The following is a 23,640-nucleotide window of genomic DNA, read 5'->3' as shown; positions in this document are numbered from 1 at the left end:
GTATTCGATGCAAAATCGATGAAAAACCCCACGGAAACGGCAGTTTTCGTGGGGTTTTCGTTTTACTGCGCGAGGAACAGGAAAATCGCGGGGCGCTTGTGCAGTTCCACGCTGTTCTGCGGCCAGCCTTTCACGCGATGCGCAACGATCTGCTCCGCATCCTGCGTGACATCGACGGCCACGCAAAGCAGCGTCGACGCATCGCAGTTTTGCAGCAGCGCATCAAGCATGGTCTTGTTGCGGTAGGGCGTCTCGATGAAGATCTGCGTCTGCTTTTCCTTACGCGAGCGCTGTTCGAGTTCGCGCAACCGTTTGGCGCGCTCGCCCGCATCCGTCGGCAAGTAGCCGTGAAACGCAAAACTCTGGCCGTTCAGGCCGCTGGCCATCAGGGCAAGCAGAATCGAGCTCGGACCGACGAAAGGCACCACCCGTACGCCTTTCTCGTGGGCGCGTCGCACCAGCAGGGCACCCGGATCGGCTACCGCCGGGCAGCCCGCTTCCGATACAAGGCCGCCGTCGGCACCCGCAAGAATCGGTGCCAGTAGTGCGTCAATGGCGGCTGGCGGCGTGTTGACGTTCAACTCGCGGATTTCGATTTCCTGAATCGGCGTGCTCACGCCGACCAGTTTCAGAAAGGCGCGCGTGCTCTTGGCCTGTTCGCCGACGAAGTACGTCAGGCCGGCCGTCACCGTGCGGACCTCTTCGGGCAGCACGGCGGGCAAGCCGCCCCGCGTGGCAGTGCCGAGTGTGTTCGGAATCAGGTACAGCGTGCCGCTCATGCCTTGGCTCCCGAAGCGCCTTGCTGCTGTGCGGTCTGCGAGACGGTCTGCGGCACGATTGATACTCCCGCCTGCATCAACATCGTCGTGAGCGCGATCATCGGCAGGCCGATGAGGGCAGTGGGGTCGTCGTTTTCGATGGTTTCGAGCAGCATGATGCCCAGCCCCTCGGACTTGGCGCTCCCGGCGCAGTCGTAGGGCGTCTCGGCGTGAAGATAGGCGGCGAGCACGTCATCGGGTAAATCGCGGAACTTCACGCGGGTTACCACGTCTGTGGCTTGGCTGCGGCCGTTGCGGGCGTCGTGCAGACAGAGTGCGGAGTGAAATTCCACGACTTTGCCGCGCATGTCGCGCAGCTGCGCCATGGCGTTCTCGAAATTGCCGGGCTTGCCGATCTGACGGCCTTCGAAGGTGGCGACCTGATCGGAGCCGATGATGAGGGCGTCCGGGTGAAGGGCGGCGACAGCCTGGGCTTTCTCGCGCGACAGGCGCAGCGAGGTGTCGTGCGGGGTTTCGTCAGATGCCGGGGTTTCGTCGATGTTCGGGACGACGACTGTGAACGGCAGGCGCAGGCGCTCAAGCAGTTCACGGCGATAGCGCGATCCGGAGGCCAGGATCAGCGGTGGCAGGGGCTGTGCGGTCATCGGGTTTAAGTGTTTGACGAGAAACGAAAAACTATTTAGAATTCACGGCTTTTGCAATCTGGCGCTCGGTCCCGCCAGTCTGCGCGATCAGGGTTCGAACACCGGAAAACGGCGTCGGATCAAGGCGCTGCGAGGGCAAGGGACGTTGATAAGCAGTCAGATGCGCCAAGGCAAGGATGAGCGTGATGAACGAATATATCGTCGATCTGTTCGAATTCGCGCGTACCGGCCAGGTGGCGGAAGGTGACGTGCAACTTGCGGCTTTGCCGCGCATGGTAACCGAAGTGCCTCCTGAAGTCTCGGAGGCCGCCCGTACGCAAAGCGTCTTCCATTGGCGCGCCGAAGGCAGCGAAAAGCAGGTGTTGCGTGCGGATGGCAAGCCCACCGTTGCGCAGTTTCTGACGCTCTCGGTCGAGGGCCCGATGTGGCTGGAGTGTCAGCGTTGCCTGACGCCGTATCAGGAGCCGCTGGACTCGGAGACGACGTTTGAAGTCGTGCGCGACGATGCGGCTGCCGAAGCCCGTCCACTCGATGAAGACGAACTCGAGGCGCTGGTCGGCTCGAAGCATTTCGATCTGCGCGAGTTGGTCGAGGAAGAATTGTTGTTGGCTTTGCCGATTGTGCCCAAACACGAGGTTTGTCCGAGTGTGCACGACGCGCTGGCCACGGGCAGCGACGGGTTGACCGAACCGGAACCCGAGCCCGAAGAAGAGGATAAGCCGTCTCCGTTCGCGGCGCTGGCAGCGCTCAAGCGCTCGCCGGACAAGGACGGAAAGTAAAGTGCGGCCGGGTTTCCGGCTCACCAAAGTACATGTTTGCGTTAGTCGCACAGGTCGGGCCGACAGGCCGACACCGTAGGGCGGCGCTCGAACTGTGTTAAAATTTCGCGATATTTTGAGGAGTTATCATGGCCGTTCAACAGAACAAGAAGTCGCCGTCGAAGCGCGGCATGCACCGTTCGCACGATTTCCTGACCGCACCGTCGACCGCCGTCGAACCGACGTCGGGTGAGACGCATCTGCGTCACCACATTTCGCCGAACGGTTTCTACCGTGGTCGTAAGGTCATCAAGACCAAGAACGACTAATTCGGCCCGACAGACGACACGCGCCCATCATGGCGCTGTTTGATCGTCCGATGTGGCAAAAGCGGCACTTATCCTGCCGCTTTTTTTGTTACCTGTACCGCAAGCCAATCACGTCGACATGACAGTCACCCTGACGATCGATTGTATGGGCGGTGACCACGGCCCATCGGTGACGGTGCCGGCCGCGGTTCACTTCGTACAATCCACCGACGATGTCGAGCTCGTGCTGGTCGGGCAGCAGGACGCCATCAACGCGCAGCTCGCAAAGTTGCGCGTGACGGATCACCCGCGCCTGTCCGTCGTCAATGCGACCGAAGTCGTCGCTATGGACGACTCGGTCGAGACCGCGCTTCGCAAGAAGAAAGACTCTTCGATGCGTGTGGCGCTGAACCTGGTCAAGGAAGCGCGCGCGCAGGCTTGCGTGTCCGCCGGTAATACCGGTGCGCTGATGGCCGTTTCGCGCTACGTGCTCAAGACGTTGCCGGGTATCGAGCGTCCCGCCATTGCCACGGTGCTGCCTAATCAGAAGGCCGGCTACACCACGATGCTCGATCTGGGCGCCAACGTGGACTGCGAGCCGACCCACCTGCTGCAATTCGCCGAAATGGGCCACGCGCTCGTCGCGGCGGTCGATGGCAAGGACCATCCGTCGATCGGTCTGCTCAACATCGGCGAAGAAGTTATCAAGGGCAACGACGTCATCAAGCAGGCAGGCGAGCTGTTGCGCGCCTCCACGCTGAACTTCTACGGCAACGTGGAAGGCAACGATATCTATCGCGGTACCACCGACATCGTGGTGTGCGACGGTTTCGTCGGTAACGTCGCGCTCAAGACCTCCGAAGGCCTGGCGCAAATGCTCGGCGACATGATCAGAGAGGAATTCACCCGTACGTGGTGGGCCAAAGTGATCGCTGTTGTCGCGCTGCCGATTCTCACCCGCTTCAAGAACCGCGTCGATCACCGTCGTTATAACGGTGCGGCGTTGCTCGGGTTGCGTGCACTTGTCATCAAGAGCCACGGCTCGGCCGACGCCTACTCGTTTGAATGGGCTATCAAACGCGGCTATGATGCAGTTCGCAATGGTGTGCTCGACCGCTTGTCGCACGCCATGCAGGAGAATCAAACCAAGCTCCAGGACAACAAGCCGGCGAGCGCCATTCCGGCGCTTTGATGCCCGCCCGCCCTGGCGCTCCAACCGATCAACCGATCTTAAGATGACCCAGTCCGCGATTCATTCCCGTGTCATCGGTACCGGCAGCTACCTGCCGGCACGACGCGTGACCAACCAGCAGTTGGCCGACGAGCTTGCCACGCGTGGCATCGAGACGAGCGACGAGTGGATCGTCGCGCGCACCGGTATCAAGGCCCGGCATTTCGCGGCGCCCGATCAGAGCAGCAGCGACATGGCCACCGAGGCCGCGAAGCGCGCGCTCGACATGGCCGGACTCGACGCCAACCAGCTTGATCTGATCATCGTTGCAACCTCCACGCCCGACTTCGTGTTTCCGAGCACGGCCTGCCTCGTGCAGAACAAGCTCGGTATCACCAACGGATGTGCGGCGTTCGACGTGCAGGCCGTGTGCTCGGGCTTCGCCTACGCGATGGCTACGGCGCATAACTTCATCCGTGCCGGTGCCCACCGCAATGTGCTGGTGATCGGTGCCGAGACGTTCTCGCGGATTCTCGATTTCAACGATCGCACCACTTGCGTGCTGTTCGGCGACGGTGCCGGCGCGGTCGTGCTGCAAGCCTCCGATGAGCCGGGCATTCTGTCGAGTGCATTGCACGCCGACGGCAGCCACTCGAACATTCTGTGCGTGCCGGGCAATGTGAATGCCGGCGCGGTGCAGGGCGAGGCGTTCCTCTATATGGATGGCCAGGCGGTGTTCAAGCTGGCCGTCAAGGTGCTGGAGAAAGTGGCCCACGAGGCCCTGGAGAAGGCCGGACTGGAGCAGTCGGCGATCGACTGGCTGATTCCGCATCAGGCCAACCTGCGCATCATGACGAGCACGGCCCGCAAGCTGGGTCTGCCCGAAGAAAAAATGGTCGTCACCGTCGACCAGCATGGCAATACCTCGGCCGCCTCGATTCCGCTCGCGCTTGACGTGGCGGTTCGCGACGGTCGCATCAAGCCCGGCCAGAACGTCATGATCGAAGGCGTTGGCGGCGGCTTTACCTGGGGCGCGGTGCTGTTCCGCATGTAAAAGCCCTCCGGCGCAGCGGCGTCGGGCGCGTGTCGGGCATTCCATTGTGGGGTGTCGCTCACGCACCGAGGCTGCCTCGCTCGTCACGACGACGCGCGACAATGCGCCGCGTTATTTCCTGAATCTGACTGCAAACCCAAGCGCCATGACATTCGCTTTCGTTTTCCCGGGACAAGGATCCCAATCGGTGGGCATGCTGGACGCCTTCGGTGACAACACCGTCGTGCGCGAGACGCTCGCCGAAGCTTCGGACGCCCTCGGGCAGGATATGGCCAAGCTGATCGCCGCTGGCCCCGCCGAAGATCTGAACCTCACCACCAACACCCAGCCGGTCATGCTCACCGCCGCCTACGCGATGTACCGCGCGTGGCTGGCCGAGGGCGGCGCCGTGCCGGCGTTCGTGGCTGGCCACAGCCTGGGTGAATACACCGCGCTCGTGGCTGCCGGCGTGATCGCCTTCAAGGATGCCGTGCCGCTCGTGCGCTTCCGCGCGCAAGCCATGCAGGAAGCCGTGCCGGTCGGTCAGGGCGGTATGGCTGCCATTCTGGGTCTGGACGACGATACCGTGCGCAACGTCTGTGCCGAAGCGTCGGCCGCCGGTGTGGTCGAGGCGGTTAATTTCAACGCGCCGGCGCAAGTCGTGATCGCGGGTGCCAAGGCGGGCGTCGAAAAGGCGTGCGAACTGGCCAAGGCCGCGGGTGCCAAGCGTGCGCTCGTGTTGCCGGTGTCGGCACCGTTCCACTCGTCGTTGCTTAAGCCGGCGTCGGATCGCCTGCGCGAGTATCTGGCGGGCGTGACGTTCAACGCGCCGCAAATCCCGCTCGTCAATAACGTAGATGTCGCCGTCGAGACTGACGTCGCCCGCATCAAGGACGCGCTGGTCCGTCAGGCGGCTGCTCCGGTGCGCTGGGTCGAGTCGGTCAAGTGGCTCGCCGGTCAAGGCGTGACGCAAGTGGTCGAGTGCGGTCCGGGCAAGGTGCTCACCGGCCTGACCAAGCGTATCGACGGCACCCTCACGGGGCTGGTGATTACCGACCCGGCATCGCTCGCCGACGTGCGCGGCCAGATCTCGTAAGCACTCAGCAAAGAACAGGCAAAGGTATTCCTCTCATGAGCAAGCAACTCGACAATCACGTGGCGCTGGTGACTGGTGCCTCGCGCGGCATCGGCCGTGCCATCGCTCTCGAACTGGCCCGTCAGGGCGCCACCGTCGTCGGCACCGCCACGAGCGAAGCTGGTGCGAAGGGAATTGACGCGTATTTCGCCGAAGCCGGTATTTCGGGAAAAGGCATCGTTCTGAACGTGACCGACGCTGAAGGCGTCGCCGCGGCGCTCGACGACATTCTCAAGCAATACGGAAAGCTCGATATTCTCGTCAACAATGCCGGCATCACGCGCGATAACCTCGCGATGCGCATGAAGGACGACGAGTGGGACGACGTCATCGACACGAATCTGAAGGCGATCTTCCGTCTGTCGCGTGCCGTGATCAAGCCGATGATGAAGGCCCGCAACGGCCGCATCATCAACGTGACCTCGGTGGTCGGCTCGGCCGGCAACCCGGGGCAGGCCAACTACGCGGCCGCCAAGGCGGGTGTGGCGGGTATGTCCCGTTCGTTGGCTGCCGAGATCGGCAGCCGAAACATCACGGTCAATTGCGTGGCGCCGGGTTTCATCGATACCGATATGACCAAGGCATTGGGCGAAGCCCAGCACGAAGCCCTGAAGTCGCGAATTCCGTTGGGCCGTCTAGGCGCGCCGGAAGATATCGCGAATGCCGTAGCGTTCCTCGCGTCGCCGCAGGCCGGTTACATCACCGGGACCACGCTGCACGTGAACGGCGGCATGTTCATGAATTAACGACAGGTCGCGTAAATAGTGATGGAATTACGTGATTTTGCGCGACATTGAACATTATTTGGCGCATGGTAACTTTGCTTGGCAAACCTGTTAAAATGCGCGCACTTGTCTGAACTAACTACCCCGGAGAGTTTGCATGGAAAACATTGATCAACGCGTCAAGAAGATCGTCGCGGAACAACTTGGCGTTGCCGAAGCAGAAATCAAGAACGAATCGAGCTTCGTGAATGACCTGGGTGCCGACTCGCTCGATACGGTCGAGCTGGTGATGGCCCTGGAAGAAGAGTTCGGCATGGAAATTCCGGACGAAGAAGCCGAAAAGATCACCACCGTGCAGCAAGCGATCGATTACGCAAGCGCGCACGTCAAGGCCTAAACAGGGCCTACGGATCGCCTGGCCGGCCGGAGCGCCGACCGGTTCCCGGCGCCAGGGATACCTGTCAGCCGCAGGGAGCACGGGGTCGGACCCTGTCGCCTCTGTGGCTTTTGTTTTGTATGACCCAGCAGAAGAAGGGGAGTATCGTGAGTCGTCGTCGCGTCGTCATTACTGGTCTGGGCCTGATCTCGCCGGTCGGCAATACTGTTGCCGAAGGTTGGGAGAATCTGGTCGCCGGCCGCTCGGGCATCGCCAACATCACGAAGTTCGATTCGACCAACCATCGGGTGCACTTCGCCGGCGAAGTCAAGAACTTCGAGACCGAGAAGTACATTTCCGCGAAGGAAGCCCGCCGTATGGATACGTTTATCCATTACGGGCTTGCTGCCGGCATTCAAGCGTTCGAAGACAGTGGCCTCGCCGTAACCGAAGCCAATGCCGAGCGTATTGGTGTGCTGGTCGGTTCGGGCATCGGCGGTCTGCCGATGATCGAGGACACCGATAAGTCGCTTATCGAAGGCGGTCCGCGCAAGATTTCCCCGTTCTTCGTGCCGGGCTCGATCATCAACATGATCTCGGGTCACCTGTCGATCAAGTTCGGCCTGAAGGGTCCGAACCTTGCCATCGTCACGGCCTGCACGACGGGTCTGCACTGTATTGGTCAAGCCGCGCGCATGATCCAGTACGGCGATGCGGATGCCGTGCTCGCCGGGGGTGCCGAATCGACTGTTTCGCCGTTGGGCATCGGTGGCTTTGCCGCCATGAAGGCCCTGTCGGAGCGTAACGACGATCCGGCGACGGCGAGCCGTCCGTGGGATCGCGATCGCGACGGCTTCGTGCTGGGCGAAGGCGCCGGCGTGATGATGGTCGAAGAGTACGAGCACGCCAAGGCGCGCGGTGCGAAGATCTACGCCGAGCTGACCGGCTTCGGCATGAGCGCCGATGCGTACCACATGACCGCACCGTGCGAAGACGGCGACGGCGCACTGCGTTCGATGAAGAACGCCTTGCGCGACGCCGGCATCAACGCTGATGCGGTGAACTACGTCAACGCACACGGCACGTCGACGCCGCTGGGCGATATCGCCGAAACGGTTGCTGTGAAGCGCCTGATGGGCGATGCCGCCAAGCAAGTCGTGGTGAATTCGACCAAATCGATGACCGGTCACCTTTTGGGTGGTGCTGGTGGTCTGGAGTCGGTGTTTACCGTGTTGGCCGTGCATCATCAAAAGTCTCCGCCGACGATCAATATCTTCAATCAGGACCCCGCTTGCGACCTGGATTACTGCGCGAATGTGGCCCGAGACATGAAAATTGATGTCGCATTGAAGAACTCTTTCGGTTTTGGCGGGACTAACGGCACGCTGGTCTTCCAGCGAGTCTAAGTTCGCGGGACGCCGCGCAGGCGTCCCGTTCCGCTACCCACGCGCCGGTGAGTGTGCCCGGGCGTGCGGCGTACAAAAGACATACCCAGCTGTGGCGGCAAATGCCGCCATGGTGCAATCAGGCCCGACCGGGACCTGGCAGCCAGAGAAAAAACGGATCCATATCAGGTGAGTGAACGAGAAATCGACCAGGCGCTTGTCGAGCGCGTGCAAAAAGGCGACAAAGCCGCCTTCGAGCTGCTGGTCGCGAAATATCACCGCAAGATCATCCGCCTCGTATCGCGGCTCGTGCGCGACCACGCCGAAGTCGAGGATGTGACGCAGGAGGCTTTTATCAAGGCCTACCGTGCCTTGCCGCAGTTTCGCGGCGAGTCGGCGTTCTATACCTGGCTGTATCGTATTGCTGTCAACACGGCGAAGAACCATCTGGCAACCCAGGGGCGCCGTGCACCGACTTCGACTGAAGCAAACGCTGAAGAAGCGGAAACTTTTGCCGAGGCCGATCAACTAAGGGATATCAACACGCCTGAGTCGATGCTGATGAGCAAGCAGATTGCTCAAACGGTCAACGCGGCGATGGAGGCTTTGCCCGATGAACTTCGGACGGCGATTACCTTGCGAGAAATCGAGGGTTTGAGCTACGAAGAGATCGCCGAAGCCATGGGGTGCCCGATCGGAACGGTCCGTTCGCGAATTTTCCGGGCGCGTGAAGCGATTGCCAGCCGGCTCAGGCCGCTGCTGGACACGCCTGACGGTAAGCGCTGGTGAGCGCGCCGCCGGGAAAGTTATTTTCGTTGGGGGATATCATGGGATCAGCGACGGTGCAAACGCAGCGGGGGCTGCAAGCCGAGCGGATTTCCGCGTTGGTTGACGGGGAATTCGATGCGGACGAGTTGGCAGCCCTGCTGGATGAGGCTGACACTTCGGGCCGGCCTCTGTGGGACGACTACCACCTGATCGGGGACGCACTGCGTTCCGATGAATTGGCACTACCGCGTTCGGAATCGGCCTTCATGGCCTCGTTCGCCGCACGCCTCGAAGCCGAGCCGCATCTGCTCGCTCCGGCCGCACTGGCCGATGTTCAGGCGAGCAACGCGCAAGCGGCCCGCACGGCCGGCTCGCGCATTACCCGTATCAACCCGTTCCTGCGTGTGCGTCGCGTTCTGCCGACGGCGGCTGCCGCTGCTGCGGTCGCTGCGCTGTCGTGGGTCGTGGTGCCGCGTTTGCAGGATCACCCGGCCGGCGGTGCACAACCGCAGGTGCTGGCACAGACGGCAGCGCCGTCGGCTGCCACCGCGGGTGCGAACCTGACCCGTGTGACGCTCACGCAGCAGCCGCAAGCTGCCGTGGCTGCGGCCGCCAACGGCGCAGGTCCGAACGATTTGATCGTGCTGCGCGATGCGCGTCTGGACCAGTACCTGGCTGCGCATCAGCAATATGCTCCGGCGCCGATCGGCCAGAGCGTGTCTCCTTACATGCGAGCCTCGGCGCAAGCGGATGAATAAATGCAGCGCCTGAGTATCGAATCCTTGCCGCGTGCGCCCTTGGGGCGCACTTTCTTCCTGTTTGCCTTCCTGCTGGTCTCCACGCTGCAATCACAGGCGTGGGCTCAGGCGTCGGCACCGTCCGCCGACCCGTTGGTCGAGCGGCGCGAAGTCAGCGCGTGGCTCAACAAGATCCACCGCGCCGCGCAGACCCAGAATTACGTCGGCACCTTCGTCTATCAGCGTGGCTCGACCATGCGATCGTCGAAGATCAGTCACTTTGCCGACAAGGGTAACGAGTATGAAGAACTCGAAACCCTCGATGGGCGCCAGCGCCGCATTCTCCGGCAGAACGAAGACGTCTACACGCTGATTCCTGAACAGAAGACCGTCTTCCAGGAAAAGCGCGAGAGCAAGGATTCGTTCCCGGCATTGCTCGCAACGCCCAATCGCGACGTTCTCGATTTCTACTCGCCGAAGTTGCTGCCGAATGAGCGCATGGCCGGGTTCGACTGCATGGTGATCGAACTCACGCCGAAAGACGAGTACCGCTTCGGCTACCGGCTGTGGGCAGATCGCAACACGGGTTTGCTGCTGCGTGCGCAGACCATCGATGCCGACGGTCACCTGCTCGAACAGGCTGCGTTCTCGCAAATCTCGATTGGTGTGCCGAGCGAGAAGGCGCGCATCGTGCATGCCATTCAGGCAACGCATGGCTGGCACGTCATCAAGCCGCAGATCGCGCCGACGCATCTGTCCGATGCGGGGTGGAGTATCGACGTCGACAAGAAGGTGCCGGGCTTCAAGGCCGTGCGTGAAGTGCGCCGCACGATGCGCTCGACGGCCGATGGCAAACCGCTGGACGTCCAGCAGGTGGTATATTCCGACGGCATGGCAGGACTTTCGGTGTTTATCGAGCCGGCCACGCGTGACCGCAAGGAAGGCCACGGCAGCGCTGGGGCGACTAACATCCTCATTAAGCGCCACGGCGACTATTGGCTGACCTTGCTCGGCGAAGTGCCGCAGGCCACCCTGCAACAATTCGCTGCAAGTATCGAATTCAAGCAGCCGGCGAAGTAAGCGGCTGCCGGGCGGGCCGCCACCGGTGACGGAGCGGCCCGGGCAGCGAGGTGCGCATGGCAGCGATAGCCGTGCGCATGACAGCGTTGCCCTCAGGGATTCCCAGACTATCGCGCACTACGATCTTCCAATGAAGAAGACTCTCCTGCTTCGTGTCATGCTCGGCGGCGTTATGACCGCCTCGTTGGCGGGAGCGCTCGCCTTCGCCGCACCGGCCTCGGCGCCCGCTAGCGGATCGGCAGCGCCGGCCGCACTCGCGCCGCTGACCAACCTCCCCGATTTCACCCAGCTTGTCGATCGCGTCGGCCCTGCCGTCGTGAACATTCGTACGACCGAGCGCGTCAGCCGCAGCCAGCGCGGCATGCCGCCCGGTATGGACGACGACATGGCCGAGCTGTTCCGGCGTTTCTTTGGTGTGCCGATGCCGCAGCCGGGCCCGAAGGGCGGTGCGCCCAAGCGTGGTCAGCCGCAGCCGGACGAAGAGCAGAACAGTGGCGTGGGCTCGGGCTTCATCGTGTCCGCCGACGGCTACATCATGACCAACGCCCACGTGGTCGATGGCGCCGACAGCATCTACGTTACGCTGACCGACAAGCGCGAATTCAAGGCCAAACTGGTTGGGGCCGACAAGCGTACCGATGTTGCGGTGGTCAAGGTCGAAGCCAAGGATCTGCCGACGGTACCGATTGGCGATTCGAACAAGTTGCGCGTGGGTGAATGGGTCGTGGCCATCGGTTCGCCGTTCGGGCTGGAAAACACGGTCACGGCCGGGATCGTATCGGCGAAGGGCCGCGATACCGGCGACTACCTGCCGTTCATTCAGACCGATGTGGCCGTGAACCCCGGTAACTCGGGTGGTCCGCTGATCAATATGCGCGGTGAGGTCGTCGGTATCAATTCGATGATCTACAGCCAGACCGGCGGCTTCATGGGCATTTCGTTCGCGATTCCGATCGACGAAGTCATGCGCGTGGCCGACCAGCTCAAGAAGACCGGCAAGGTCGTGCGCGGCCGTATTGGCGTGGCGATCAGCGAGGTCAGCAAGGACGTGGCCGATTCGCTGGGCCTGCCGCGTGCGCAGGGCGCGCTGGTGCGCAGCATCGAGCCGGGCAGCCCGGCCGAAAAGGCGGGCGTGCAGCCGGGCGACATCATCATGAAGTTCGATGGCCGCCCTGTCGATCACGCGACGGACTTGCCGCGGATGGTGGGTGATACCAAGCCGGGCGCGAGTGCGACGCTGCAAGTCCTGCGTAAGGGCAAGAACCAGGATCTGCGCATTACGATCGCCGAGGCCGATGTCGACACACCGAAGGCGTCGAAAGCACAAAGCGGCAGCGCCGATACCCCGCACCCGAATGCCTTGGGTCTGGTGGTGTCCGATCTGACCGATGCACAGAAGAAAGACCTGAAGCTGCGCGGTGGCGTGCAGGTCGAGTTGTCGGAAGGTCCGGCCGGCCGCGCCGGTCTGCAACAGGGTGACATCATCCTGCGTGTGGGCGATACCGACGTGACGAGCGCGAAGCAGTTCGAAGAGGTGGTCAAGGCGCTGGATCCGAAGCGTCTGGTGCCGATTCTCGTGCGCCGTGGCGATGCTACGCAGTTCGTGCCGTTGCGTCCGCGCGCACCGGCCGCCGGCAAGTAAGCCGGTCTGGATTGACGGATTTGACGGGAATGACCGCGCCGGCGCTGACCCTCTACGGCCGCAAATGGTGTCATCTTTGCGATGACATGCTTGCGGCGCTGGAGGCCATGCGCCCGGCGTGGGACTTCTCCGTGACAGTCGTGGATGTCGACAGCGATCCGGCACTCGAAGCGAAATACGACGAAATCGTGCCAGTACTGGCATTAGGCGAGCGCGAATTGTGCCGTTATCGTTTTGACGCTGCCGCCGTGCAAGCGGCGTTGCACGCACCGTAGGTCAACGATTCGCCGAGCCACCCCGAAGATATGAGGGCGGCTCCCCCAACCCCACCGATGAAACGCCGCGATGCACGCGATTTCGGCCGGAATGACCGCGCTTTCGGCTAAAATGTCGTGTTAGCCGATTCTCTCGAAAGCCGCTGCCGAGCCGAATCTTCATGGCACCGACTTTTCTCTAGCCCCGCCTCATGGACCATATCCGCAATTTTTCGATCATCGCCCACATCGACCATGGGAAATCGACCCTGGCCGATCGCATCATCCAGCTGAGCGGCGGTTTGTCCGATCGTGAAATGGAATCCCGAGTTCTCGACTCGATGGACCTTGAGCGCGAGCGTGGCATCACCATCAAGGCACAGACCGCAGCGCTGCAATACAAGGCGCGCGACGGCAAGATCTACAACCTGAACCTGATCGACACGCCGGGACACGTCGACTTTTCGTACGAAGTGAGCCGTTCGCTGTCCGCTTGCGAAGGCGCGCTGCTCGTGGTCGACGCCTCGCAAGGCGTGGAAGCGCAAACGGTTGCCAACTGCTACACCGCCATCGAACTCGGCGTGGAAGTGGTGCCGGTGCTCAACAAGATCGATTTGCCGTCGGCCGAACCCGAGAACGCGATTCAGGAAATCGAAGACGTCATCGGCATCGAAGCGACCGACGCCGTGCGCTGCTCGGCCAAGACGGGTCTGGGCGTCGAAGAGGTGCTCGAAGCCCTCATCGCCAAGGTGCCGCCGCCCAAGGGCGACGCCACGGCAGCACTGCAAGCGCTGATCATCGACTCGTGGTTCGACAACTACGTGGGCGTGGTGATGCTGGTGCGCGTGGTCAACGGCACGCTCAAGCCGAAGGAAAAGATTCAACTGATGGCCACTGGCGCGACCTATCCGGTCGAACAGGTGGGCGTGTTCACACCGCGTTCGCAACAGCGCGAGTCGCTGTCGGCCGGTCAGGTGGGCTTCATCATCTCGGGCATCAAGGAACTGGACGCGGCCAAGGTCGGTGATACCGTCACGCACGCCGTGACCACCACGACCAAGCCGGCGGCCGAACCGCTGCCGGGCTTCAAGGAAGTGAAGCCACAGGTGTTCGCGGGGCTGTATCCGGTCGAAGCCAACCAATACGATGCCCTGCGCGAATCGCTCGAAAAGCTCAAGCTCAACGACGCGTCGCTGCAATACGAGCCGGAAGTCTCGCAGGCGCTGGGCTTCGGTTTCCGTTGCGGCTTCCTGGGCTTGCTGCACATGGAAATCGTGCAGGAGCGTCTGGAGCGCGAATTCGACATGGACCTCATCACCACGGCACCGACCGTGATCTATGAGGTCGTGCAGCGCGACGGTACGACGATCACGGTCGAGAACCCGTCGAAGATGCCGGACCCGGGCCGAATCGAAGAGATTCTCGAGCCGATCGTCACGGTCAACCTGTACATGCCGCAAGAGTACGTGGGCTCCGTGGTCACGTTGTGCCAGCAAAAACGCGGCCTGCAACTCGACATGCAATATCACGGCCGTCAGGTCAAACTGATCTACGAAATCCCGATGGCGGAAATCGTGCTCGACTTCTTCGATCGTCTGAAGTCGGTGTCGCGCGGTTATGCGTCGATGGATTACGAATTCAAGGAATATCGCTCGTCGGACGTGGTCAAAGTCGACATGCTGATCAACGGCGACAAGGTCGACGCACTGTCGATCATCGTGCACCGTTCGGAAAGCCGTCGTCGTGGCAACCAGGTCGCGGCGAAGATGCGCGAAATCATCCCGCGTCAGATGTACGATGTGGCAATTCAAGCCGCGATTGGCGCGAACATCATCGCGCGTGAGAACATCAAGGCGTTGCGCAAGAACGTGCTGGCCAAGTGTTATGGCGGCGACATCTCGCGTAAGAAGAAGCTGCTGGAGAAACAGAAGGCTGGTAAGAAGCGTATGAAGCAGGTGGGGAATGTGGAAATTCCGCAGGAAGCGTTCCTCGCCATTTTGCAAGTCGAAGACAAATAACGTAGCGACAGGTCCCGCATGAATTTCGCCCTGATTCTTTTGATCCTGGTGCTGGTTACCGGGGTGGCCTGGGTGGCCGACAAGTTGGTGTTTCAACCGGCGCGCCGCCGGGCAGCACAGCAGGCGGTGACGCAATTCGATCAGCAGCAGCTTGTATTGCAGGGGTCCGGTATTCAGGGCTCTGGCGTGCAGGAGGGTGGTGCAGTCGCGAGTGCGCGCGCCAAGGTGCGTGACGACAAGCTGCGTCAGCCGTGGTGGCTTGAGTACTCGGCGAGCTTCTTCCCGGTGATTCTTGCGGTGTTCGTGCTGCGCTCGTTCGTGGTCGAGCCGTTCAAGATCCCGTCGGGCTCGATGATTCCGACGCTACTGGTGGGCGACTTCATCCTCGTGAACAAGTTCGACTACGGCATTCGCCTGCCGGTGATCAACAAGAAGGTCATCGATCTGGGCGAGCCGAAGCGCGGCGACGTGGTTGTGTTCCGTTACCCGAAAGATGAGTCGATGGACTACATCAAGCGCGTGATCGGTGTGCCGGGCGACGTGGTGGCCTACGAGAACAAGAAGCTTACGGTGAATGGCGAGCCGGTGCCGGAGACCGCGCTGCCGGACTTCTTCGACGACGAGCACATTGCTTACTACAAGCAGTTCGAAGAGACGGTGGGCGGTGTGAAGCATCGCATCCTGAACGATCCGAACGTGCCGCCGTACATCATGGGCGCCGACGATTTCCCGAACAAGCAGAACTGCCAGTACAACAGCCAGGGCGTGATCTGCAAGGTGCCGCCGGGCAACTACTTCATGATGGGCGATAACCGCGACAACAGCGCGGATAGCCGCTACTGGGGCTTCGTGCCCGAGCAGAACATCGTGGGCCGGGCGTTCTTCATCTGGATGAACTTCTCGAACCTCAAGCGTCTGGGCGGCTTCCAGTAATTGGAAGGTGTGCCGGTAACCCGCAAACACGGGTGATCCGGACGACGTTGATTATTAATGCGGAGATTGGCAATAAATTGCTAATTTCCGCATTATTGTTTCTGAATTTGTATTCAATCATGCGGCTGGCTCGGCTAGTCGGGGGGATCTCTCCGTAATCACCCCGGCGTTGTCTGAGCCACCGTCCTCACGCGAGTCTGAAAAGCCCGTCGGACGGCGGTTTCGCCCGTCGTTTCTTGGCGACGACGCGCGCCGGGGCGGGAGCGTCGCGCTATACTTGCGCCATGCCTCAATCACTGAATCAACTGGAAGAACGCCTCCAGTATCGCTTCCACGATGCGGAATTGCTTTGCCAAGCACTGACGCACCGTAGCCATAGTGCCGCCAATAATGAGCGGCTGGAGTTTCTCGGCGATTCCATTCTGAATTGTTCCGTTGCGGCCATTCTGTTTCGTCGTTATCCCAAGCTCGACGAAGGCGATCTGTCGCGTGTGCGCGCCAATCTCGTCAAGCAGCAGTCGTTGTACGAGATTGCGCAGGTGTTGGGCGTTTCCGAATTTCTGAGACTGGGTGAGGGTGAGCTCAAGAGCGGTGGTTTCCGCCGTCCGTCGATTCTGGCCGACACGCTTGAAGCCCTGTTTGGTGCGATGTACCTCGACGGTGGATTCGAAGCGGCGTACGCCGTGATCGAGCGTCTGTACACGCCCGTCCTTGAGCACGTCGATCCGAGAACGCTGGGCAAGGATGCGAAGACGCTGTTGCAGGAGTATCTGCAAGGTCACAAGATCGCGTTGCCTCAATACACGGTGACGGCCACGCACGGCGCGGCGCATAACCAGCAATTCGAAGTCGAGTGCGCAGTGCCGAAGCTCGACATCAAGGTGGGCGGCGCAGGTGCAAGCCGTCGCGCGGCCGAACAAGCGGCGGCCAAGAAGGCGCTAGAAGAAGTGCAGAAGATGCCGGCGCTCGCAAAGCCCAAGGCCGAGAAGAGCGCGAAGGCCGCCAAGAAGCGCGCAGCGAAGGCTGCGGCGTCGGAGGCAAAGAAGGCCGATCAGGCAGCGGGTGTGCCGTCACCGGAGACGCCAGCGAAGGACGTGCCGAAGGACACCAAAGACGCCAAGGATGCCAAGGATGCGAAAGCCACCAGCATTCCGGTGCCGGCGATGACCGCCGCACATGGTCATGGTGCAGCGCGTGTCGCGATTCCGGCCGCGGAAAAAACGACGGATAAAGCGACTGACAAGGCGACAGACAAGTCGGCAGACAAAGCGGCAGACAAGGTCGAAGCTGCAAAGCAACCACCGGCAGCCGCCTGAGTACCATTCAAGGGGAGAGCGCAGTGCGCGGCCCCTATCACGAGAGTTTCCAAACATGAACGATAAGACGGATTTTCGCTGCGGGACCGTGGCGATCGTCGGGCGTCCGAACGTCGGCAAATCGACGCTGCTTAACGCCCTCGTCGGTCAAAAGATCAGCATCACCTCGCGCAAGGCGCAGACCACGCGCCACCGCATCACCGGTATCTGCACCACGGACGACGCTCAGTACATCTTTGTCGATACCCCGGGTTTCCAGACACGTCACGCCACGGCACTGAACCGCTCGCTCAACCGCGCGGTCACGTCCACGCTGTCGAGCGTGGATATCGTGCTGTTCGTCATCGAAGCGGGCAATTTCGGCCCGGACGACGAGAAAGTGATGAAGCTTCTGCCCGACAACGTGCCGGTGCTGCTGATCATCAACAAGCTCGACCGTATTACCGATCGCGCTGAGATGCTGCCGTTCCTGCAAAAAGTGGGGGCTGTGCGCGATTTCCGTGAAATCATTCCGCTCTCGGCAAAGCGCGCCGACGACATCAAGCGCCTGCTTGGCGTGTTGCGTCCGTACCTGCTTGAAGGCGAGCCGATTTACGGCGAAGACGATTTGACCGATCGCAGCGAGCGCTTCATGGCCGCTGAAATCCTGCGCGAGAAAGTGTTCCGCTGGACGGGCGATGAACTGCCGTACACGAGCACGGTGATCATCGACAAGTTCGAAACCGAAGGCAATCTGCGCCGCGTTTTCGCGACGATTCTGGTTGACCGCGACAACCACAAGGCGATGATCATCGGCAACAAGGGCGCGAAGCTCAAGCAGATTTCCACCGACGCACGCATCGATATGGAGAAGCTCTTCGACGGCCGCGTGTATCTGGAAGTCTGGATCAAGGTCAAGGGCGGTTGGGCCGACAATGAGGCCGGCCTGCGGGCGTATGGCTACGAGTGAACTCGACACGACTCGTGACGAGATTGCCACGTCGGCTGACCTGACGCCGACGGCCGGCAAGGCGTCGGCTGCCCGGACCGCATCCCCATCTCAGATGTCCCAGCCGGTCCGCCCGTCGCGGCCCACTCGCACGTCGCGCTCGGCCAGTGCCGCGACGCGGGTGGTCGACGACGAAGCGTCGGAAGCCTTTCGCGAGGCCGACGTGACTGGCAAGGGCAAGGTCGATGCGGACCCGCCGCCAGCCAAAACTGACAAGACTGACAAGACTGCCAAGGCCACCAAGCGCGTGCGCCGCGCGCCTTCGCCGGCGCGGGCTGCGGAACGCGAGCAAAGTCGCGTCACCGAGCAGCCGGGCTTCGTGCTTCACAGCTACCCGTATCGCGAAACCAGCCTGATCATCGACGTGCTCACGCGTGACCATGGCCGTATCGCGTTGGTCGCGAAAGGGGCCAAGCGCCCGCATTCGGCGCTGCGTGGCGCGCTGCAAACGTTTCAACCGCTCTCGCTGGCGTGGCTCGGCAAGGGCGAACTGCGCACGCTGACCAAGGCCGAATGGGTGGGCGGGCTGCGTCCGCTCGAAGGCGATGCGCTGCTCTCTGGTTTCTATCTGAACGAACTCCTGGTGAAGTTTTGCGCGCGTGACGATCCGCACGACAAGCTCTTCCAGCATTACCTGACGACATTGCATCACCTCGCCCATGGCGAGCCGGCCGGCATCATCTTGCGTGCCTTCGAGCGCGTGCTGTTGCGTGAGACCGGTTACGCCGTGGCGTTCGACCGCTGCACGCAGACGCGTGGCAAAGTGGTGCCCGAGCGGCAGTACGTATTTCACCCCGATTGGGGAGTGCGGCCAGCGCGTGGCGACGAGTTGTCCGACTGGCCCGTGGTGAGTGGCCAGACGCTGCTCGACATGGAGCAAGACGATTACACGCGCGCGCAGACCGTGCAGCAAAGCAAGCTGCTCATGCGCTTTCTTCTCAACCACCATTTGGGCGGCGTGCCGCTCAATACCCGGCAGATCCTGCTCGACCTGCAAAAACTATGAGCCTCTTCTTTCACGGCAACCCCATCGACCTCGGGGTGAACATCGATCACGTCGCAACGGTGCGCAACGCGCGTGGCACGACCTATCCCGACCCGATCAAGGCGGCGTTGCTGGCCGAAGAGGCGGGCGCGGACGTCATCACGTTGCACCTGCGTGAAGACCGTCGCCATATTCGCGACGACGATGTGACGAATTTGCGCGGTCTGCTCAAGACGCGCATGAACCTTGAATGCGCGGTGACGGAAGAAATGCTCGCCATCGCGTGCAAGGTCAAGGCACACGATGTGTGCCTCGTGCCCGAAAGCCGTCAGGAGCTCACCACCGAAGGCGGGCTGGATGTCGTGGGGCTCTACGATCAGGTGGCAGCGGCCACGCAGCGACTCAGCGAGGCGGGCAGCCGCGTGTCGTTGTTCATTGATCCGGAGGAAGCGCCGATTCGTGCGGCGGCTCGCATGGGCGCGCCGGTGGTTGAACTGCACACCGGGCGTTACGCCGAAGCGCATGACGAAGCCGAACGGGAAGCCGAGTTCGCCCGCATCGAACGCGCGGTGGCTCTCGGTGTGTCGCTGGGTCTGAGAGTGAACGCTGGACACGGCCTGCAGTACGAAAACGTGCAGCCCATTGCCGCCATCGAGGGCATCAGCGAGTTGAATATCGGGCATGCCATCGTGGCGCACGCCATCTTCGCCGGCTGGGAAAATGCTGTGCGCGAGATGAAAGCGATCATGGTCGCCAGCCGCATCGCGGCACGCGGCTAAGCGGCCGGACGACTGCGCTCGCAGGCGGTTACGACACTCACGCAAACGCGAACCCTAACCCGTTCCCATGAGTATTCAGGACACGCCCCCGCCGGACAGGCCCGCTGCATCCGATACGCCCGGCGATAGCCAAGACGCTGCGCCGACGCCATCGATCGCACCGGCCACCGTCACTACGCTAGCGACGCCAGCCACGCCGACCACCCTCTACGGCGTGGGCACTGACATCCTCCAGATCAGCCGCGTCGTGGGCGTGATGGAGCGCACCGGCGGGCGTTTTGCCGAGCGGGTGCTGGGGCCGGAGGAACTCAAGGTTTATCACGCGCGTCAGAACCGGTCTGCCGTTCGCGGCCTTGCGTATTTGTGTACGCGCTTTGCTGCGAAAGAAGCCGTGTCCAAGGCCATCGGTCTCGGCATGCGCTGGCCGATGACGTGGCGCGCCGTGCAGACGCTCAATGCGCCATCCGGCAAGCCTGTGGTGGTGGCGTCGGGCGAGTTGGCCGAGTGGCTGGCTGCACGGCAACTGTCGATCGAGATTTCGATCACGGATGAAAAAGAATATGCGGTCGCGTTCGCGATCGCTTCACGCAAGATTGCATCGGAGAATACGCAATGACGAAGCGCAGGCCGGGTCCGGTGATGCTGGATGTCGTCGGATTGACCCTTAGCCAAGACGACATTCGCCGCATCGAACACCCGTTGACCGGGGGTGTCATCCTGTTCGCGCGCAATTTCGATGACCGCGCGCAACTGTGCTCGCTCACGCAGCAGATTCGTGAAGTGCGCGACGACATCCTGATTGCGGTCGACCACGAAGGCGGGCGCGTGCAGCGTTTTCGCACCGACGGCTTCACGCATCTGCCCGCGATGGGCAAGCTCGGCAAGCTGTGGCACGACGATGTCTTCAAGGCGACGCGCGTGACGACGGCGGTCGGCTACGTGCTCGCCGCAGAATTGCGCGCGTGCGATATCGACCTGAGCTTCACACCGGTGCTCGATCTCGACTACGGTACGTCGCAAGTGATCGGCGACCGGGCTTTCGACAGCGACCCGCGCGTCGTGGCGATGCTCGCCAAGAGTCTGAATCACGGCCTGTTGCTCGCTGGCATGGCGAACTGCGGCAAGCATTTCCCGGGGCATGGTTTTGTGGCGGCCGACTCGCACCATGAGATTCCGGTCGATGAGCGCTCGCTTGACGAGATCCTCTCGGTCGACGCGCAGCCTTACGACTGGCTTGGCATGTCGCTCGCGGCGGTCATGCCCGCGCACGTGATCTACCCGCAGGTCGATCCGAACCCGGCAGGCTTCTCCGCCAAGTGGCTCAAGGAGATTTTGCGCGGCAAGTATGCCTTCGACGGCGTGATCTTCAGTGACGATTTGTCGATGCAGGGCGCGAGCGCCGCAGGCGACGTCGTCACCGCTGCGCACGCCGCGTTGGATGCCGGCTGCGACATGGTGCTCATCTGCAACAGCCCGGAGAAGGCCGACCGTTTGCTGCGCGAGATGAAGACGGATATCGACACGGTGTCACAGCGTCGTATCAAGCATCTCAAGGGCCGTGGCAAGGTGCATGGCTGGGAGAAGATGCTCGCGCAACCGGAGTATCAGGCGGCGAAGCGACTGATTGCCGAGACGTTCGGCGGATAATTCCAGCGTCCGAGTTTCGCGCACAAACAAAAAGCGCTCGACCCCGAAGGGGCGAGCGCTTTTTTGTGGCTACCGCGTTGCACACCGCACTGCGCCATCCGGAGATGGCACGGGCGGGTGGCAATCGCTTAAGCGCGGCTCTTGTATTCGTCGGTGCGCGTATCGATCTCGATCAGATCGTCCGTGTTGACGAACAGCGGCACTTGAATTTCGAGCAGATCGTTGATCTTGGCGGTCTTCAGCACGCGGCCCGACGAGGTGTCGCCCTTGACGGCCGGTTCGGTGTACTCGACCTTGCGCACGAGCGTGGTCGGCAGTTCGACCGAGATGGCCTTTTCGTCGTACAGCACGATTTCGCAAGCCAGACCGTCTTCCAGATACTTGATGGCGTCGCCCATGTTTTCGGCTTCGACTTCGTACTGGTTGTATTCGGTGTCCATGAACACGTACATCGGGTCGGCGAAGTACGAGTAGGTCACTTCCTTCTTGTCGAGCATGACGACGTCGAACTTGTCATCAGCCTTGTACGAGAATTCGCCACGGCCTTCGGCCAGCAGCTTCTTGTACTTCAACTTCACGACGCTGGAGTTCCGGCCCGACTTGACGTATTCGGTCTTCAGCACGACGTTCGGCTGACCTTCGATCATGATGACGTTGCCGACGCGGAGTTCTTGAGCGGTTTTCATAAAAAACGAGATCCTGTGACGAAATAAGCGATTTGCCGCTTGTTGAGCGCTTCCATACGCCCATTCGCCGCTTGATTCCCGCGCCCGCCCGGAATGATCCGGGGCAGCAGGTTCAGCAGCAAAGCGTTGAAAAACCAGCTATTTTACCTGATTTTCCGCGAAGCTTGCCAACTGTCGCGCAAGGTCAGGCAGGGTCGCTTGCCGGGTCGCCCAGCCACGCGCATGGCCGGTGAGCGCGGGCAGGGCGGCGGCCAGTGCTGGCCAATCCGGCGGCGTTTGGGCATAGCCGTTCCAGAGATGTACGAAAGTCCGCAGCGCTTCGCGCGACGTCTGGGTCAGTGCGAGTTCGCCCGTGGCCGGATGGGCATCCTCTGCCAGATATCGGCCAAGAAACGCATCGAGCTTCGCGTGGTGGGCGTTGTCCTCCTGCGGGTAGATATGCCAGACGAACGGCTTCGCCGCCCATTGCGCACGGACGAAAGAGTCTTCACCCCGCACGAAATTCAGATCGCACGCCCACAGCAGCGCGTCGAAATCGGCCTGCGGGACGAACGGCAAACCGTACACCGTCAACGAACCCCGGGTAGCCGACTCGCGTGCGCCCAGCGCGTCACGCCCAAACCAAGCGCCGACCGCCGGGGCGATACGTCCTTGCGGCACCAGACACACCACTGGGGTAGCGCTGTCGGCCCATTGCGCCAGCAACCCCGGAAGTGCCGCATTCTCATACGCAAACAGCGAGACGACGAAGGCATTCCTCGGCGCGGATTCCAGCCCTAGCGTGCGTTGCCACCACGCATCGCGCAATTCGGGGGATGCGTAGAACGCGTCGCGCCGGGAGAACAACTCACGCTCACGCGCCAGCCCGCCAGTGCGCTCCGTGAAGCCGGGGAAGAAGAACGTCTTGGCCAAACCGAGTTGCGGGTGGATCGAGCGCTGCAAGTGAAACTCGTCCACCCAATCCTCGGCGCTCAGGTATTCCAAATTAATCCAAACGGGCGCGCGTCCGGCTTGTTTGCGCGCATGCATGGCCTGAACGTAGGCATCGGGCACGTTGCAAGCAAACGCTTCGATGACGATATCGCCCGGGGCGTTATCGTCGGTGATCGGTCCGAAGTCCGCACCCCAATGCCGCACGTCGACGCCGTCGCAGCGTTGCTGTGCCAGTGCGGGATCGATGTCAGGGCGCAGATAGCGGAAGCTCGTCAAGTCGTCGACCCACAGTCGCACCGACCAGCCGTGCTCGCGCACCAGTTGCCGGGCGAGCCGCCAGCACACGCCGATGTCGCCGAAATTGTCGACGACGGTACAGAAGAGATCGCAGCGCGGCACGAGGGGCAAAGCGGCGGGCGGCGAATCGAGGTGAGGCGTGGGCAGGGACATTACGAGGCGGCGACGCGGATTGGTCTAAACTTGCGATTCTAGTCCTTGTGACGCGTGACACCGCCACAGCGCTCACGCCAACGGCGAATCAAACGCCGCTTGATCCCCTC

Annotated in this window: 25 protein-coding genes; 21 read left to right on the top strand and 4 right to left on the bottom strand. The window is 61.8% G+C overall.

Annotated elements, in window-relative coordinates; genetic code table 11:
* Positions 1 to 62: 62 nt before the first annotated feature.
* Positions 63 to 779, bottom strand: coding sequence for an SAM-dependent methyltransferase (locus tag AT302_RS22720; RefSeq protein WP_058375953.1), 717 nt, complete (start codon positions 777 to 779; stop codon positions 63 to 65).
* Positions 776 to 1,423: a Maf family nucleotide pyrophosphatase gene (locus AT302_RS22715; RefSeq protein ID WP_058375952.1), complete on the bottom strand. Its 648-nt coding sequence runs from the start codon at positions 1,421 to 1,423 to the stop codon at positions 776 to 778. The genes AT302_RS22720 and AT302_RS22715 overlap by 4 nt, the downstream gene beginning before the upstream one ends.
* Before the next feature lie 185 nt (positions 1,424 to 1,608).
* On the opposite strand from AT302_RS22715, the gene AT302_RS22710 reads away from it, so the two are divergent.
* The 21 genes from AT302_RS22710 to nagZ all read left to right on the top strand — a co-directional run bounded on the left by AT302_RS22710 (position 1,609) and on the right by nagZ (position 21,461).
* Positions 1,609 to 2,202, top strand: a complete 594-nt coding sequence (locus tag AT302_RS22710; RefSeq protein WP_064675131.1) for a DUF177 domain-containing protein — start codon at positions 1,609 to 1,611, stop codon at positions 2,200 to 2,202.
* A gap of 128 nt (positions 2,203 to 2,330) precedes the next feature.
* A complete protein-coding gene (gene rpmF, locus AT302_RS22705) occupies positions 2,331 to 2,510 on the top strand; it encodes a 50S ribosomal protein L32 (RefSeq protein ID WP_023594409.1) in 180 nt (59 codons plus the stop codon).
* A 118-nt stretch (positions 2,511 to 2,628) separates the two neighbouring features.
* Positions 2,629 to 3,681 (top strand): phosphate acyltransferase PlsX, encoded by a 1,053-nt coding sequence (plsX, locus tag AT302_RS22700; RefSeq protein WP_058375950.1) that lies wholly within the window; start codon positions 2,629 to 2,631, stop codon positions 3,679 to 3,681.
* Between the two features lie 43 nt (positions 3,682 to 3,724).
* Positions 3,725 to 4,714: a beta-ketoacyl-ACP synthase III gene (locus AT302_RS22695; protein ID WP_058375949.1), complete on the top strand. Its 990-nt coding sequence runs from the start codon at positions 3,725 to 3,727 to the stop codon at positions 4,712 to 4,714.
* Positions 4,715 to 4,859: 145 nt separating this feature from the next.
* Complete coding sequence (fabD, locus tag AT302_RS22690) at positions 4,860 to 5,789, top strand: ACP S-malonyltransferase (RefSeq protein ID WP_058379875.1); 930 nt, start codon at positions 4,860 to 4,862, stop codon at positions 5,787 to 5,789.
* Between the two features lie 35 nt (positions 5,790 to 5,824).
* Positions 5,825 to 6,574: a 3-oxoacyl-ACP reductase FabG gene (fabG, locus tag AT302_RS22685; RefSeq protein WP_058375948.1), complete on the top strand. Its 750-nt coding sequence runs from the start codon at positions 5,825 to 5,827 to the stop codon at positions 6,572 to 6,574.
* Positions 6,575 to 6,710: 136 nt separating this feature from the next.
* Positions 6,711 to 6,950 (top strand): acyl carrier protein, encoded by a 240-nt coding sequence (gene acpP / locus AT302_RS22680; protein WP_058375947.1) that lies wholly within the window; start codon positions 6,711 to 6,713, stop codon positions 6,948 to 6,950.
* 146 nt (positions 6,951 to 7,096) lie between these two features.
* On the top strand, positions 7,097 to 8,335 hold the full coding sequence (gene fabF / locus AT302_RS22675; RefSeq protein WP_058379874.1) for a beta-ketoacyl-ACP synthase II: 1,239 nt from the start codon (positions 7,097 to 7,099) through the stop codon (positions 8,333 to 8,335).
* Between the two features lie 168 nt (positions 8,336 to 8,503).
* Complete coding sequence (gene rpoE, locus AT302_RS22670) at positions 8,504 to 9,103, top strand: RNA polymerase sigma factor RpoE (protein ID WP_058375946.1); 600 nt, start codon at positions 8,504 to 8,506, stop codon at positions 9,101 to 9,103.
* A gap of 38 nt (positions 9,104 to 9,141) precedes the next feature.
* Positions 9,142 to 9,840, top strand: coding sequence for a sigma-E factor negative regulatory protein (locus tag AT302_RS22665; RefSeq protein WP_058375945.1), 699 nt, complete (start codon positions 9,142 to 9,144; stop codon positions 9,838 to 9,840).
* The gene (locus tag AT302_RS22660) at positions 9,841 to 10,899 is read left to right on the top strand and encodes a MucB/RseB C-terminal domain-containing protein (protein ID WP_058375944.1); all 1,059 of its coding nucleotides are present in this window, start codon (positions 9,841 to 9,843) and stop codon (positions 10,897 to 10,899) included.
* Between the two features lie 130 nt (positions 10,900 to 11,029).
* Positions 11,030 to 12,541, top strand: a complete 1,512-nt coding sequence (locus tag AT302_RS22655) for a DegQ family serine endoprotease (protein WP_157125854.1) — start codon at positions 11,030 to 11,032, stop codon at positions 12,539 to 12,541.
* Between the two features lie 29 nt (positions 12,542 to 12,570).
* The gene (locus AT302_RS22650; RefSeq protein ID WP_058375943.1) at positions 12,571 to 12,816 is read left to right on the top strand and encodes a glutaredoxin family protein; all 246 of its coding nucleotides are present in this window, start codon (positions 12,571 to 12,573) and stop codon (positions 12,814 to 12,816) included.
* A 191-nt stretch (positions 12,817 to 13,007) separates the two neighbouring features.
* On the top strand, positions 13,008 to 14,813 hold the full coding sequence (lepA, locus tag AT302_RS22645; protein ID WP_058375942.1) for a translation elongation factor 4: 1,806 nt from the start codon (positions 13,008 to 13,010) through the stop codon (positions 14,811 to 14,813).
* An 18-nt stretch (positions 14,814 to 14,831) separates the two neighbouring features.
* Positions 14,832 to 15,746, top strand: a complete 915-nt coding sequence (gene lepB, locus AT302_RS22640; RefSeq protein ID WP_058375941.1) for a signal peptidase I — start codon at positions 14,832 to 14,834, stop codon at positions 15,744 to 15,746.
* Positions 15,747 to 16,030: 284 nt separating this feature from the next.
* Entirely contained in the window at positions 16,031 to 17,062 is a 1,032-nt protein-coding gene (rnc, locus tag AT302_RS22635; RefSeq protein ID WP_084656402.1) for a ribonuclease III, read from the top strand.
* A 55-nt stretch (positions 17,063 to 17,117) separates the two neighbouring features.
* Entirely contained in the window at positions 17,118 to 18,011 is an 894-nt protein-coding gene (era, locus tag AT302_RS22630) for a GTPase Era (RefSeq protein ID WP_058375940.1), read from the top strand.
* 94 nt (positions 18,012 to 18,105) lie between these two features.
* Positions 18,106 to 19,056, top strand: a complete 951-nt coding sequence (gene recO / locus AT302_RS22625) for a DNA repair protein RecO (RefSeq protein ID WP_237172213.1) — start codon at positions 18,106 to 18,108, stop codon at positions 19,054 to 19,056.
* Positions 19,053 to 19,814, top strand: coding sequence for a pyridoxine 5'-phosphate synthase (gene pdxJ / locus AT302_RS22620; RefSeq protein WP_058375938.1), 762 nt, complete (start codon positions 19,053 to 19,055; stop codon positions 19,812 to 19,814). The genes recO and pdxJ overlap by 4 nt, the downstream gene beginning before the upstream one ends.
* A gap of 256 nt (positions 19,815 to 20,070) precedes the next feature.
* Positions 20,071 to 20,430, top strand: coding sequence for a holo-ACP synthase (gene acpS / locus AT302_RS22615; protein WP_237172212.1), 360 nt, complete (start codon positions 20,071 to 20,073; stop codon positions 20,428 to 20,430).
* A complete protein-coding gene (gene nagZ / locus AT302_RS22610) occupies positions 20,427 to 21,461 on the top strand; it encodes a beta-N-acetylhexosaminidase (RefSeq protein WP_058375937.1) in 1,035 nt (344 codons plus the stop codon). The genes acpS and nagZ overlap by 4 nt, the downstream gene beginning before the upstream one ends.
* Positions 21,462 to 21,589: 128 nt before the next feature.
* On the opposite strand, the gene efp is transcribed toward nagZ, so the two are convergent.
* Both efp and earP read right to left on the bottom strand, forming a co-directional pair.
* Positions 21,590 to 22,147 (bottom strand): elongation factor P, encoded by a 558-nt coding sequence (efp, locus tag AT302_RS22605; RefSeq protein WP_058375936.1) that lies wholly within the window; start codon positions 22,145 to 22,147, stop codon positions 21,590 to 21,592.
* Positions 22,148 to 22,285: 138 nt separating this feature from the next.
* Positions 22,286 to 23,530, bottom strand: a complete 1,245-nt coding sequence (gene earP, locus AT302_RS22600) for an elongation factor P maturation arginine rhamnosyltransferase EarP (protein ID WP_058375935.1) — start codon at positions 23,528 to 23,530, stop codon at positions 22,286 to 22,288.
* Positions 23,531 to 23,640 lie beyond the last annotated feature (110 nt).

It is taken from the genome of Pandoraea norimbergensis (genome assembly GCF_001465545.3).
Classification (GTDB): domain Bacteria; phylum Pseudomonadota; class Gammaproteobacteria; order Burkholderiales; family Burkholderiaceae; genus Pandoraea; species Pandoraea norimbergensis.
Note: the sequence above shows the minus strand (reverse complement) of the source record. Positions and strands in the feature narration are given on the sequence as shown.